14 protein-coding genes are annotated in these 12545 nt (G+C 38.0%); 9 read left to right on the top strand and 5 right to left on the bottom strand.

What is annotated here, in order from left to right:
• From ACNR9Q_RS08710 to ACNR9Q_RS08685, 6 genes are all read left to right on the top strand, one after another.
• Positions 1-834: a sugar phosphate isomerase/epimerase family protein gene (locus tag ACNR9Q_RS08710; protein WP_419214214.1), complete on the top strand. Its 834-nt coding sequence runs from the start codon at positions 1-3 to the stop codon at positions 832-834.
• Positions 835-841: 7 nt separating this feature from the next.
• A complete protein-coding gene (locus ACNR9Q_RS08705; RefSeq protein WP_419214213.1) occupies positions 842-1744 on the top strand; it encodes an SMP-30/gluconolactonase/LRE family protein in 903 nt (300 codons plus the stop codon).
• 183 nt (positions 1745-1927) lie between these two features.
• Positions 1928-2680 carry an MIP/aquaporin family protein gene (locus ACNR9Q_RS08700; RefSeq protein WP_419214212.1) on the top strand — a complete coding sequence of 251 codons (753 nt, stop codon included), beginning with the start codon at positions 1928-1930 and terminating at the stop codon, positions 2678-2680.
• A 9-nt stretch (positions 2681-2689) separates the two neighbouring features.
• The gene (locus ACNR9Q_RS08695) at positions 2690-3565 is read left to right on the top strand and encodes an alpha/beta hydrolase (protein WP_419214211.1); all 876 of its coding nucleotides are present in this window, start codon (positions 2690-2692) and stop codon (positions 3563-3565) included.
• A 35-nt stretch (positions 3566-3600) separates the two neighbouring features.
• Positions 3601-4281, top strand: coding sequence for an SGNH/GDSL hydrolase family protein (locus ACNR9Q_RS08690; RefSeq protein WP_419214210.1), 681 nt, complete (start codon positions 3601-3603; stop codon positions 4279-4281).
• Positions 4282-4290: 9 nt separating this feature from the next.
• On the top strand, positions 4291-5904 hold the full coding sequence (locus ACNR9Q_RS08685; RefSeq protein ID WP_419214262.1) for a beta-N-acetylhexosaminidase: 1614 nt from the start codon (positions 4291-4293) through the stop codon (positions 5902-5904).
• A gap of 70 nt (positions 5905-5974) precedes the next feature.
• Here ACNR9Q_RS08685 and ACNR9Q_RS08680 read toward each other — a convergent pair whose 3' ends face one another.
• The 3 genes from ACNR9Q_RS08680 to ruvX are packed head-to-tail and all read right to left on the bottom strand — an operon-like array spanning position 5975 to position 7464.
• On the bottom strand, positions 5975-6403 hold the full coding sequence (locus ACNR9Q_RS08680; protein WP_419214209.1) for a DUF5606 domain-containing protein: 429 nt from the start codon (positions 6401-6403) through the stop codon (positions 5975-5977).
• Between the two features lie 59 nt (positions 6404-6462).
• Positions 6463-7053 carry a peptide deformylase gene (def, locus tag ACNR9Q_RS08675; protein ID WP_419214208.1) on the bottom strand — a complete coding sequence of 197 codons (591 nt, stop codon included), beginning with the start codon at positions 7051-7053 and terminating at the stop codon, positions 6463-6465.
• Complete coding sequence (ruvX, locus tag ACNR9Q_RS08670) at positions 7054-7464, bottom strand: Holliday junction resolvase RuvX (RefSeq protein WP_419214207.1); 411 nt, start codon at positions 7462-7464, stop codon at positions 7054-7056.
• Positions 7465-7564: 100 nt separating this feature from the next.
• Between ruvX and ACNR9Q_RS08665 the strand changes: the two genes are divergently transcribed.
• Positions 7565-8380 carry a 2,3,4,5-tetrahydropyridine-2,6-dicarboxylate N-succinyltransferase gene (locus ACNR9Q_RS08665; RefSeq protein ID WP_419214261.1) on the top strand — a complete coding sequence of 272 codons (816 nt, stop codon included), beginning with the start codon at positions 7565-7567 and terminating at the stop codon, positions 8378-8380.
• A gap of 4 nt (positions 8381-8384) precedes the next feature.
• Here ACNR9Q_RS08665 and ACNR9Q_RS08660 read toward each other — a convergent pair whose 3' ends face one another.
• Positions 8385-9419 (bottom strand): beta-1,6-galactofuranosyltransferase, encoded by a 1035-nt coding sequence (locus tag ACNR9Q_RS08660; protein ID WP_419214206.1) that lies wholly within the window; start codon positions 9417-9419, stop codon positions 8385-8387.
• A 145-nt stretch (positions 9420-9564) separates the two neighbouring features.
• Between ACNR9Q_RS08660 and glf the strand changes: the two genes are divergently transcribed.
• Both glf and ACNR9Q_RS08650 read left to right on the top strand, forming a co-directional pair.
• Complete coding sequence (glf, locus tag ACNR9Q_RS08655; protein WP_419214205.1) at positions 9565-10677, top strand: UDP-galactopyranose mutase; 1113 nt, start codon at positions 9565-9567, stop codon at positions 10675-10677.
• Positions 10678-10838: 161 nt separating this feature from the next.
• Entirely contained in the window at positions 10839-11633 is a 795-nt protein-coding gene (locus ACNR9Q_RS08650) for a glycosyltransferase family 2 protein (protein ID WP_419214204.1), read from the top strand.
• On the opposite strand, the gene ACNR9Q_RS08645 is transcribed toward ACNR9Q_RS08650, so the two are convergent.
• Positions 11615-12433, bottom strand: coding sequence for a glycosyltransferase family 2 protein (locus ACNR9Q_RS08645; RefSeq protein WP_419214203.1), 819 nt, complete (start codon positions 12431-12433; stop codon positions 11615-11617). The two genes, ACNR9Q_RS08650 and ACNR9Q_RS08645, sit on opposite strands and share 19 nt — an antisense overlap.
• Positions 12434-12545: the final 112 nt, after the last annotated feature.

The raw sequence follows: 12545 nt of genomic DNA, 5'->3' as shown, positions 1-12545 counted from the left end.
ATGCATACACGACGAAAATTCATAAAACAATCTAGCCTGTTCGGGGCCGCTACCTTACTCATGCCGCAAATAAGTTGTGCCTCGCAGAACAGTCAGAACTACGGTGTACAATTGTATTCCTTTAGGGATGGCATGCTTAAAAACCCTAAAAAGACGTTGGAAGAAATCGCCAATATTGGATTTAAGGAAATAGAAAGTGCAGGATCTACGAAAGGTTATTATTATGGTTTGACACCCTCTGAAATGGAAAAAACATGTACAGATCTAGGAATGAAATTGACGAGTGGCCACGTACGGTTGGATACTGACTTTGAACAAACCATGGAAGCTGCAGTTGCCTCTGGGCAAAACTACGTCATTTGCTCATCAATGCCTTCCAACGGTCAGAACGTGGATAATTACAAAAAGGTTGCCGACAAGTTCAACAAGGCGGGAGAAGCGTGCAAAAAGCTAGGACTTAAATTTGGCTACCATAATCATGAATATGAATTCGAATCTGACAACGGACAGGTTTTATATGATGTTTTGATGGATAATACTCAGAGCGACCTAGTTCATATGGAGTTAGATCTGGGCTGGGTAGTTGTTGCCGGGAAAGATCCTTTGGCTTATTTTCAGAAATACCCTGGAAGATTCCCACTTTGGCACTTGAAAGATATGGATATGAAGAAAAAAGAAAGTACAGAATTCGGTAAGGGCGGACTTAATATTGCGCTTATGCTACAAAATAGGGAACTATCGGGTGTTGAGCATATTTACATTGAGCAAGAGGAATATGCCAGTACCCCTGCAGAAAGCATGCGGTACAATATGAACTATCTCAAAACAATCTAGGTCGCCCATGAAAACAAACACAACCATCATTTTTGCAGCATCCCTTTTCCTTTGCTTTGTTTCGTGTTCCTCACAATCGCACACATTAATAGCTGATGGTGCTACGTTGATACAAGTATCTGATAAATTTAGTTTTACAGAAGGGCCAGCATCCGATAAGAACGGAAACGTATTTTTCACCGACCAGCCCAATGATAAGATCTTTAAATGGAACCCCGATGACAATACCATTGGTGTATTTAAAGAACCTTCAGGAAGAGCCAATGGTCTATATTTTGATAATGACGGTTATCTTTTAGCTGCTGCTGATGAAAAAAATGAACTCTGGAAGATTGATGAAAATGGAAAGGTAGATACACTTATTACGTATTTTGAAGAAAAAAAACTAAACGGCCCTAACGACCTTTGGATAGATGCAAAAGGCGGAATTTATTTTACGGACCCATATTACCAAAGACCTTATTGGGACCGTACCGCTTCTGAGATCAACAACCAACAGGTATATTATCTTTCCCCTGATTATAGTACAATAAAAATAGTGGCAAATGATTTAGTGAAACCCAACGGCATTATTGGAACGCCGGATGGAAAAGTACTTTATGTAGCGGACATTGGTGACCAAAAAACTTACACATATAATGTCAACCAAGATGGTTCATTAGGCCAACGAAAACTTTTTACGGCAATGGGATCTGACGGTATGACCTTGGACAGCAGAGGAAACGTATATCTTACAGGAGATGGCGTAACCGTATTTAATGCTTCAGGAGAAAAAATAGAACACATTCCAGTTGATGAAGAATGGACGGCAAACGTCACTTTTGGAGGCCCTGAACAAAACATCCTATTCATTACAGCTAAAGGTTCTATTTATACCTTAGAGATGAATGTGCATGGTGTGCGATATTAAACTTTGCTATTGGGTTAATTTACCCTTATCGCTATTCTCTAAAAAGTCGAACTGATTGGTCCCATGCAATTTGAAGTGATGCGGTTCTAAAAAATTTCGGTAAAAACCGATAGGATTAGGACATTATTCTTATAGAGGTAACAATACGGCTAATTCGTTCTTTATTGCCTGTTTTTTTTTATCTTGACCCTCTCTAAATTCCCAACCATGAATGCTTATATTTTTGAATTCATAGGCACGGCCATGTTAATCCTTATCGGTAACGGCATCGTAGCCAACCTTGTCTTAAAAGGAACTAAAGGGGCCGATTCTGGTTGGGTAGGTATTTCCCTGGCTTGGGGAATCGCAGTCTTTATAGGAGTATTTATTTCGGCAGATATCAGTGGTGCCCATCTCAATCCAGCGGTTACCGTTGGACTTGCTACGGCGGGTAAATTTTCTTGGGCGTTAGTTCCCGGTTATTTTGTAGCGCAGATTCTGGGAGCAATGTTCGGTAATCTATTGGTTTGGCTCACCTATAAAAAACAATATGAAGCTACCGAGGATCAGAATGCTATTTTGGCCACCTTCTCTACCTCACCGGCGATAAGGAGTCCGTTGTGGAACATGGTCACAGAAATTATCGGAACCTTCGCATTGGTTTTTGGGGTATTCTATATTGCCGGCGGTTCTTTTGGTGAAAATTCTGTTTCCTTAGGCTCTTTAGATGCTCTACCCGTTGCGCTTTTGGTGATGGGAATAGGGTTTGGTCTAGGAGGACCAACGGGTTATGCCATTAATCCGGCGCGGGATTTTGGTCCACGTTTATTACACGCTATTCTTCCCATTAAGAACAAAGGCGAAAGTGATTGGAGGTATGCTTTGGTTCCCATTGTAGGACCGATTATTGGCGGAGTATTGGCTGCAGTATTATACATGCTGGTTGAATCAATTTAAAATCTAAAAATGAAAAAATTAATAGTACTTACCTATTTACTTGTATCGCTTCCTATGATGTCCCAAAAAATTATTGACTTACCCTTTGAAGAGAATCCTAAAGTCGTTTGGAGTACGACAGAAAATGAATATTATTCCGATATCTGGCAAACCCAAGTCGTTACAAATGTTTCGGCACCCAGACTTGAAGTTTATGAAGCAGAAAAGCCAAATGGAACCAGTGTTATTATAGCACCAGGGGGTGGCCTATACGGTTTAAGCATTAATAGCGAGGGCAGGGATGTTGCCAAATGGTTGAATAAAAAAGGAATTACCGCATTCCTGCTGAAATATAGATTAGTTCCCACAGGTGTTGATGGGGTGCAGGATATCACAGATGATGGCAAAACCAACCCAGCTAGAGTTGGAGAACGCGTCGCCCCGGTCTTACCACTTTCTATTGCGGACGGATTGGCTGCCATAACCTATGTACGTAAAAACGCAAAAGACATGCAATTAGACCCCACCAAAATTGGTTTTATGGGTTTTTCTGCAGGGGGTGCCGTGGCCATGGGAGTTACCTTTACTTATTCCGAGGCAAATAGACCTGATTTTATTGTACCGGTCTATCCATGGATGACGGTTGTCGGCGACTATACAGTTCCGCAAGATGCACCACCTATGCTTGTGATTTGCGCTACCGATGACCCGTTGGGCTTGGCAAAACCAAGCGCAGATCTGTACTCCGCTTGGTTGAGCAATGGAAAAAATGTGGGTCTACATATGTATTCAAAAGGCGGACACGGATTTGGAATGAAAAAACAAAATTTACCATCTGACGATTGGATACAACGTTTTTATGAATGGGCCCTGGTCGAAGGGTTGACCGTTCCGATTACGCCTTAAAAACAATTCTAAGCTTTACTACTGAATTCCATCAAATGAAACGTATTCAAAATTCTACCGCATATTATAACGTCATCTTTTTAGCGCTTTATCTTATTGGATTTCAAACCTTTGGCCAAACCGAAAATAAATTCACCAATGAAGTAAAGGTCATCACCCAAAAGAATGATTCCCTTTGGGATCCATCAAAGGAGACCATCGTTTTTACCGGAAGTTCAAGCGTTCGGTTTTGGAAATCGCTACAGGAAGATTTTCCGAATCGGCAGATTTTAAATTCCGGTTTTGGAGGTTCCCAGGCGTCGGATCTGTTGATATTTCTAGATGAATTGGTGCTCACCTATAACCCATCCAAGGTTTTTATCTACGAAGGTGACAACGATCTTTGGGCCAAGAAAAGACCCAATCAGGTGATTGGAACTACCGAGGAAATCATCGAACGTATAAAAGCAACAAATGCAGCCACCAAAATTGTACTTATTTCTGCAAAACCAAGTATAAGCCGATGGAAAATGAGAGGAAGGTTTAAACGCCTTAACCGGAAACTGAAGCGGCTTTCGGAGAATGACCCGTTTGTAGATTATATCGATGTTTGGTATCCTATGCTAGACTCCAGGAAATTAAGAAAAGATATTTTCATTGAAGACGGACTTCATATGAATAAGAAAGGCTATGATATTTGGTATCAGGCCATGAAAGATTTAGTTAATAATCCCTAAAAACAAATGATGCTTAAAAATTACAGTATTCGCAGTATTTTCTTTTTGGCCATGGCCCTAGGCTTTTTGGCATGTAGTGAAAATGAGAAACCAAGGATCGCTATGCCCCCAACAGATTTAGCGAAGGTTAGTTTGATACCGAAACCGACAAAGACCGTCCCCACCAATTCCGCATTTGCATTAGACCAATTTACGGCCATATACACCTCAAAAAACGCAACTGGTTTTGCAGCGGTCGGTACATTTTTAGCGGATAAGTTAAAAGCAAAACTAAATCTTACCCTTCCCGTTAACACCGAGGGCCAAAATACTGTGGAACGGGTCATCTACATTAACCAGTCTGACAGTACCGAACTGAATTCTCCCGAAGCCTATCAACTGTATATCAATCAAGATTCCATTATTATTAATGCGAATACGGCCGAGGGCGCTTTTAGAGGCATACAGACCCTAAGGCAATTAGTTCCTGAAGTAAGTAATGACACCTTGGCCCCGCAAAAGATTTGGCCTGTACCATCAGGTAAGATTACAGATAATCCAAACTTTGCCTATAGAGGAGCCATGTTAGACGTAGCCCGACATTTCTTTAGCGTTGACGATGTAAAAAAATACATTGATCTATTGGCCTATTACAAAATAAACGTACTGCACTTACATCTTAGTGATGATCAAGGGTGGCGCATAGAAATTAAATCATGGCCAAAATTAACCGAAGTTGGTGGGAGCACTGAAGTCGGTGGAGAATCTGGTGGCTTCTACTCCCAAGAAGAGTATAAGGATATTGTGAACTATGCCACAGAACGCTATATGACCATTATTCCTGAAATTGACATGCCAGGCCACACCAATGCGGCATCAGTTTCTTATCCCTTTTTAAATGGCAACGGAAAGAAGCCTGAACTTTACGAAGGTACACATGTAGGATTCAGCACTTTTGACACCCATAAGGATACGGTTTATGCCTTTATTGATGATGTGGTACGGGAGTTATCAGCGATAACCCCCGGACCGTATTTTCATGTTGGCGGTGACGAAAGCCATGTGACCAAAAAGCATGATTACATCTATTTCATCAATAAAGTGGAGAAAATCGTACAGAAACATGGTAAAAAAATGATAGGATGGGACGAAGTGGCGATAGCCGATGTTGATAGTACAACCATTTCACAATGGTGGGCCAGTGAAGAAAATGCAAAAAAAGCGGTGGAAAAAGGTATGAAGGTTATAGTATCCCCGGCAAAAAAAGCCTATTTGGATATGGAATATGACACGCTTTCTAAATTCGGTTTGCATTGGGCCGGTTATATTCCGGTAGATACCGCTTATGTTTGGTCTCCTGAAGATTACGGTATCCCTATAGAGAATATATTAGGGGTAGAAGCACCACTTTGGTCTGAAACCATAAGCAATATTGATGAATTGGAATATTTAGCATTTCCTAGGATTATCGGCTATTCTGAATTAAGTTGGAGCCTTCCTGAAAATAGGAATTGGGATGAGTACAAAGTTCGTCTGGCAGATCAAGCACCTTTTCTTGACCGGATGGACGTGAAATATTATCCTTCCCCTTTAATCGATTGGAAAAAAAGTAAGCATTCGTACGAGGCTATTGAAAAGGACTGAACGAAAAATAACCATAAAAAAAGCCCTGAATTTTTAATTCAGGGCTTTTTTTATTACGAATATTGACTAATTATTCCTCTTCCGAAGCTTCTTCGTTCGCTTCTTTGGAATCGGAGAAATCCGTGATTTTATTTTCGGTCAAAATGTTGTACCACTGAATGATTTTTTTGATATCACTCACATACACGCGATCTTCATCGTAGTTAGGGAGCACTTCAAAAAAGTATTCCTCCAACTTTATTTTTTCTTCTTTATGGCCTACCGATGTTTTACCACCATTTTCCTTTTCCTGAATTTTAAGAAAAACCTCTCGTAGAGGCACTTCTTCCTCCAGCGTATAAATAGCAATTTCAGAAAGGACACTGACACTACTGCGTAAGCTTACGGTAATTCTTTTTCCATCCAACAATGACTCCGCCACAAATCCAGACCTTGTTTGGGTAATCAATTTATACAAACCTGGTTTTCCCGCAACGGATAAAATTTTCTCTAAACCCATAAAATAATTTAAATTTTAAGTCGACAAAGATTATACTTTTCTACTAATTATAAAGGCATTTAACGTCCTTTTTTTGAAGCCGGAAATTTCATGCGGTAGTCTACATTTATCTTTCCTTTGGAAATATTCGTCAATCGACCTTTCAACATTCTTCGCTTTAATGGTGATAATTTATCGGTAAACAGAATTCCTTCAATGTGGTCATATTCATGCTGAATTACCCGTGCCAATAAACCATCGAAGGTTTTTGAATGCTCCTTAAAATCCACATCTAAATAGGTGATTTTTATGGTATCCTTTCGAATCACATCCTCACGCACATCTGGGATACTCAAGCAACCTTCATTAAAAGGCCATTCCTCACCGGTTTCAGTTTCAATATGTGCATTTATGAACACTTGTTTAAAACCCTGTAGCTGCTTTTGCTCAGTTTCCGTTAAATCTTCATCATCTGCAAAAGGTGTGGTATCTACCAAAAATAAGCGAATGGGCAACCCAATTTGAGGGGCCGCTAAACCCACGCCACTGGCGTTGTACATGGTATCCCACATATTGGAAACCAATTCCTTTAAATTAGGATATTCGGCATCAATATCATCTGCAACTTTTCGCAATACGGGGTCTCCGTAGGCTATAATAGGTAAAATCATTTAAAATGTCTTTAAGTAATCTTGTAAAATAATGGTTGCACTAATCTCATCGATCAATGCTTTGTTCCTTCTTTGTTTTTTTTTCATTCCACTATCCAACATGGTTTGAAACGCCATCTTTGAGGTAAAACGCTCGTCGTGCCTTTTGATGGAAATAGCAGGGAATTTTTCTTTTATTTTCTCTATAAAAGGCAGAATATGAACTTCTGATTCAGAAGCTGAATTATCCATTTGCTTAGGCTCCCCTACCACAATCAAATCGACTTTTTCCTTTTGAGTATAGTTAGATAAGTAGGTGAAAAATTCTGTGGTGGGCACCGTAACAAGTCCGAATGCGATCATTTGCATTTCGTCGGTCACCGCCAAACCAATCCGCTTCACCCCATAATCAATTGCAAGAATCCGTCCCAAACTTAATTTTTGGCAAAAATAAAGGATAATTTGTTATATGTGCTTTTGACGACGGTGAATTCCTATACTTCAACTTATATTTGAAAAAATTTTGATGAAAATGACTGAACTGAGAGCACAAATAGAAAAAGCATGGGATAATAGGGAACTTTTAAAAGAATCCGCTACCCAAGATAGTATACGTGAAGTAATCAACTTACTGGACATTGGTAAATTAAGATGTGCAGAGCCTACTTCGAACGGTTGGCAAATCAATGAATGGGTAAAGAAAGCGGTCGTAATGTATTTCCCAATTCAAAAAATGGAAACCTTGGAAGCCGGTATTTTTGAGTACCATGATAAAATGCCTTTGAAGCGAGGCTATGCCGAAAAAGGAATACGGGTCGTACCCAATGCCGTTGCAAGACACGGTGCTTACATTTCATCAGGTACCATTTTAATGCCAAGCTATGTAAACATTGGAGCCTATGTTGATGAAGGAACTATGGTCGATACTTGGGCCACTGTGGGCAGTTGTGCCCAAATTGGCAAGAATGTACATTTAAGTGGTGGGGTTGGTATTGGCGGCGTTTTAGAGCCCTTACAGGCAGCCCCTGTTATCATTGAAGACAACGCCTTTATTGGATCTAGATGTATTGTTGTTGAAGGCGTACGAGTAGAAAAAGAAGCAGTCTTAGGAGCGAATGTGGTTCTTACGGGTTCAACCAAAATAATAGATGTTACAGGCGAGACCCCAGTAGAGCGAAAAGGATTGGTTCCAGCCCGTTCTGTGGTCATTCCTGGTAGTTATACCAAAAAATTCCCGGCAGGTGAGTATAATGTGCCTTGCGCATTGATCATTGGTACGCGGAAAGAAAGTACCAATAAAAAAACCTCGTTAAATGACGCACTTAGGGAGTATGATGTAGCGGTATAAAAAGTTATACTAATTTCATCACTTTTTGAAGTGCATGAGATAGATAATAGCCCGAAGCCACCTTTAACTTTATCTTTTCGACGTTGGAAACCATTTTGGTATAATCCGAAGGATTAAGGTTTTTCAGGGTCGCATCTAATTCATCCAAGGAATTTAGGGTAATCCCTATTTGCTCTCTTTCTATGAATGTTGCCACCGCCGCCTTTTTCCAAATAATTACTGGTAATCCGCACAAAAGATATAAAGATGTTTTGTGCGGATTATTATATAAAAGATAATTGCCAAAATCCCCAGAACAAGCATCCAATGCATTTCCATTCCATATTAATCCAAAAGAACCTTCTATTTGATCGATAACCTCATCAGGAGAGAAAACTCCCTGGTAGTTTAAAATAGAATTATCATTCTTAATTTCTGAAGCATTGAATCCATTACCATATAATTTTAAGGTATAACTTGAGGGATGAAGTTCATCCATACTATATAAAAATTCACTTTTTTCCTTTCCTAAACCTCCAGCGAAAACAATATCATAAGGATTATCTAAAGTTGCATGCTTTTTACTTTCATGTAAATAATCAAACAATTCTAAGCTTACCAATTGTGCTGTGCATCCATTCTCTTTAAACCACTTTATCATGGAATCATTATGCAGAATAAGAAAATCGGCTCTATTGAATTTTGCCATCTCACCCTTTAAGTCGGATGATTTTCCCATCAAATATTTTACATCATGAATAATAATGATGAGTTTGCATTTTTTGAAGGCCACAATTGTTGTAATATAACCAAAGAACTTGCTCAATGGATATTGCATACAGAACACTGAATTCCGAGGAAGGGAAAAAAGTCCCTTTGTAATTCCAAAAAAGCTGATAATCGCCCCAATTGCAGAACTCGAATGATTAGTTTGCTTGAATCCGAGATTTATAAAACCATTCTTTTCCATGATACTCTCACAATCCATTTTAGGTTTTGATGCGGCATTCTTGGAAAATTTATAGTTGCGGGAAATGAAATAATAATGTTCTGAGTTCATAGAGTTCAATCAAAAATACTATTGGCTTACAAGTGTAAGATTCTTCCACAACAAAATTAATAAGATGGTGAAAAAAAATGTGAATTTGTTAAGAGTTGACCATTAGAAATTGTCAAACCGTATCTTTGAAAATAAAAGTTGAAAAATGAAAACAGGCAACAACTATGATTTTCTTATTGTAGGTGCAGGACTTTATGGTGCTGTCTTTGCACATGAAGCAAAAAAAAGAGGAAAGACCTGTTTGATGATTGATAAAAGAGAGCATATTGGAGGTAATACATTTTGTAAAAAAATAGAAGATATAAACGTTCACGTATACGGTGCCCATATATTTCACACCAATGACAAAAAAATTTGGGACTACGTCAATGATTTTGTTCCCTTTAATAGATATATCAATTCACCCGTAGCAAATTATAAAGGTTCTTTATATAATTTACCTTTTAATATGAATACTTTCTATCAACTATGGAATGTCAAAACACCTGTTGAGGCGAAAAGAATTATTGAGGAACAAAGCAAAAAACATCAAACCAAAAAGCCTCAAAACTTAGAGGAGCAAGCACTTTCGTTGGTAGGTGAAGATATTTATTATAAACTGATTAAAGGCTATACCGAAAAACAATGGGGGAGAAAAGCTACCGATCTACCCTCCTTCATTATCAAAAGATTGCCCTTGCGTTTCACATTCGACAATAATTATTTTAACGATAATTACCAGGGAATTCCCATAGGCGGATATAACGAGCTAACCGGTAGCCTCTTGGAAGGAATAGATGTTCAATTGGGCGTTAACTATTTTAAGGACAAGGAAAAGTTGGAACAATTAGCCCGTAAAACAGTATTCACTGGAAAAATTGATGAGTTTTATAATTATGAATTCGGGAAATTAGAATACCGCGGACTTCGTTTTGACCACGAGACTTTGAACCTAGAGAATTACCAAGGTAATGCAGTAGTTAATTATACCGAAGCCGAAATTCCCTATACCCGAATTTTAGAGCACAAGCATTTTGAATTTGGTCAACAGAAAAAAACAGTCATTACAAGAGAATATCCATTGGAGGCTTCTTCAGAATTAGAACCCTACTACCCTATTAATGATGAAAAGAACAATTCCATGTTTTTGAAATATAAAAAAAAGGCAGATACCGATTCTATAATATTTGGCGGAAGACTTGCGGAATATAAATATTATGATATGCACCAGGTAATTGGGGCGGCCATGGCAAAAACTAAAAATATTCTTGGTTCTTAGACGCAACCTTTAGCTAATTTCGCCTCTTAATTGCAGTTCATTAGTTTTATGTTAGAATTTTAAAATTGTAAGAATTTTACTCTGATATACAATTTTTTAATCTCTTTTTTGTTATAACTTTGTTAACTCCCAATTAGAGTTAACCTATCAAATTGGATTATATGAGTACCAAAAAAGAAAAACTTACCGCCTTAATTATTACGTATAATGAAATAGGATACATTGAAAAATGTGTCGATTCCATTTCCTTTGCCGATGAAATTATTGTGGTTGATTCTTTCAGTACAGACGGCACATACGAATTTCTGAAAAACCATGCTAAGGTTAAAGTAATCCAAAATCCATTTGAAAACTTTACGGCACAAAAATCTTTTGCGTTAAAACAAGCTAAAAATGATTGGGTATTATTTTTAGATGCCGATGAAATTGTTACCCGTACCTTACAGCAAGAAATTGAAGAAACCTTGGCCAGTAATACTACTATTTCGGCATTTTGGTTTTACCGCCAGTTCATGTTCAAAAATGAAAAATTGAACTTTAGCGGTTGGCAAACCGATAAAAACTATCGACTTTTCAGAAAGAGTAAAGCAAAGTTTTCTGATTGTAAAATTGTTCACGAAACCTTAGATGTAGATGGCACTTCGGGAATTTTAAGAGAGAAGCTTATTCATTATTGTTACAAAAATTACGAAGACTATAAAGATAAAATGTGCAAATATGGCAGATTAAAGGCCGTTGAATCATTTTACAAGGAGAAAAAGTATAGTTACGTAATGATGGTATTAAAAACCGGCTGGAAGTTTTTCAACCATTACATTCTTAGACTTGGAATTTTGGATGGGAAAAAAGGTTTTATTATATGCTACTTAAATTCCTTAGGTGTTTTAGAACGTTATAAAGAACTTAAATCTTTAGAGCAGAAGAATGAACTTGCCTATTATTTGGTAATGCCATAATAAGTCCAAACCCTTTTTTCCTTTTTAGTGGTATTTCGAATGCCCACATTTTTTGCAATAGATTCAGGAGTCTTATATCCTCTTTTATGATCTAAGTGAACACAAACGGCACTATATCGCAACTGCTTGGACTTAATTCCAAAATTAAAAAGTCGCTCTCCCAACTCTCTATCCTGACCCCCATATTGCATACGCTCATCAAAGCCGTTTACATTTTCAATATCCTTCTTCCAACCCGAAGAGTTATGACCGTTCCAACTTGCATTGGTAGGGGTAACCCAGTTTAGGAGTTTCGAAATCAAGCCATTGGCTGTAAGTTTGTTGTTTTTAAAAGTTTTTGGAATTCCCTTTTCCTTAAGCCAATGAATATTAAAGCATTTTTGCTTTTCGATATCCTCTAGCGTAATTAGCTTGGATATGTTCATGGGTAGCATATAATAACCCCCAGAGATAAAATAACCTTTTTCTTTATTTATATAATGTACTTGAACAAAATCTTCCCTTGGAATACAGTCCCCATCCGTCATAATGATATATTCGGCTGAACAAGCCATTACAGCCTTATTCAATATCCTTGATTTTTGAAAACCTTCATCTTCCTGCCATACATGAATAATAGGATAATGAACTTTCATGGAAATTTCCTCAATCAGATCTTTGGTAGCTTCTCGCGAACCGTCGTCGGCAATCACAACCTCAAAATCTTTAAAAATCTGCTTTTCAAAACCCCATAGCACTTTTTCTAACCATTCTTCGGCATTGTAGGTACTAATGATTACACTTATCTTAGGTTTCTCCATTGTGTTCTTCAAATATCGGCAAAAATATAAAAGTCTTATCTATCTTTGGATGTCAAAAGACAGTCAATATTAATCGGCTTATTTTTAAAAAGACAAATAACAGCATTGTAAG

Origin of the sequence: Maribacter sp. X9 (assembly GCF_048537565.1) — a bacterium.
In the GTDB taxonomy this organism is placed as follows: domain Bacteria; phylum Bacteroidota; class Bacteroidia; order Flavobacteriales; family Flavobacteriaceae; genus Maribacter.
The sequence above is the reverse complement of the archived record's forward strand: the minus strand, read 5'-3'. Positions and strand labels throughout refer to the sequence as shown.

What these genes read in the sequence shown, in the direction of transcription:
- ACNR9Q_RS08710 (WP_419214214.1), top strand. Translation starts at nt 1, where the DNA reads ATGCATACACGACGAAAATTCATAAAACAATCTAGCCTGTTCGGGGCC.
- ACNR9Q_RS08705 (WP_419214213.1), top strand. Translation starts at nt 842, where the DNA reads ATGAAAACAAACACAACCATCATTTTTGCAGCATCCCTTTTCCTTTGC.
- ACNR9Q_RS08695 (WP_419214211.1), top strand. Translation starts at nt 2,690, where the DNA reads ATGAAAAAATTAATAGTACTTACCTATTTACTTGTATCGCTTCCTATG.
- ACNR9Q_RS08690 (WP_419214210.1), top strand. Translation starts at nt 3,601, where the DNA reads ATGAAACGTATTCAAAATTCTACCGCATATTATAACGTCATCTTTTTA.
- ACNR9Q_RS08685 (WP_419214262.1), top strand. Translation starts at nt 4,291, where the DNA reads ATGCTTAAAAATTACAGTATTCGCAGTATTTTCTTTTTGGCCATGGCC.
- ACNR9Q_RS08680 (WP_419214209.1), bottom strand. Translation starts at nt 6,403, where the DNA reads ATGGGTTTAGAGAAAATTTTATCCGTTGCGGGAAAACCAGGTTTGTAT.
- def (WP_419214208.1), bottom strand. Translation starts at nt 7,053, where the DNA reads ATGATTTTACCTATTATAGCCTACGGAGACCCCGTATTGCGAAAAGTT.
- ACNR9Q_RS08665 (WP_419214261.1), top strand. Translation starts at nt 7,565, where the DNA reads ATGACTGAACTGAGAGCACAAATAGAAAAAGCATGGGATAATAGGGAA.
- ACNR9Q_RS08660 (WP_419214206.1), bottom strand. Translation starts at nt 9,419, where the DNA reads ATGAACTCAGAACATTATTATTTCATTTCCCGCAACTATAAATTTTCC.
- glf (WP_419214205.1), top strand. Translation starts at nt 9,565, where the DNA reads ATGAAAACAGGCAACAACTATGATTTTCTTATTGTAGGTGCAGGACTT.
- ACNR9Q_RS08650 (WP_419214204.1), top strand. Translation starts at nt 10,839, where the DNA reads ATGAGTACCAAAAAAGAAAAACTTACCGCCTTAATTATTACGTATAAT.
- ACNR9Q_RS08645 (WP_419214203.1), bottom strand. Translation starts at nt 12,433, where the DNA reads ATGGAGAAACCTAAGATAAGTGTAATCATTAGTACCTACAATGCCGAA.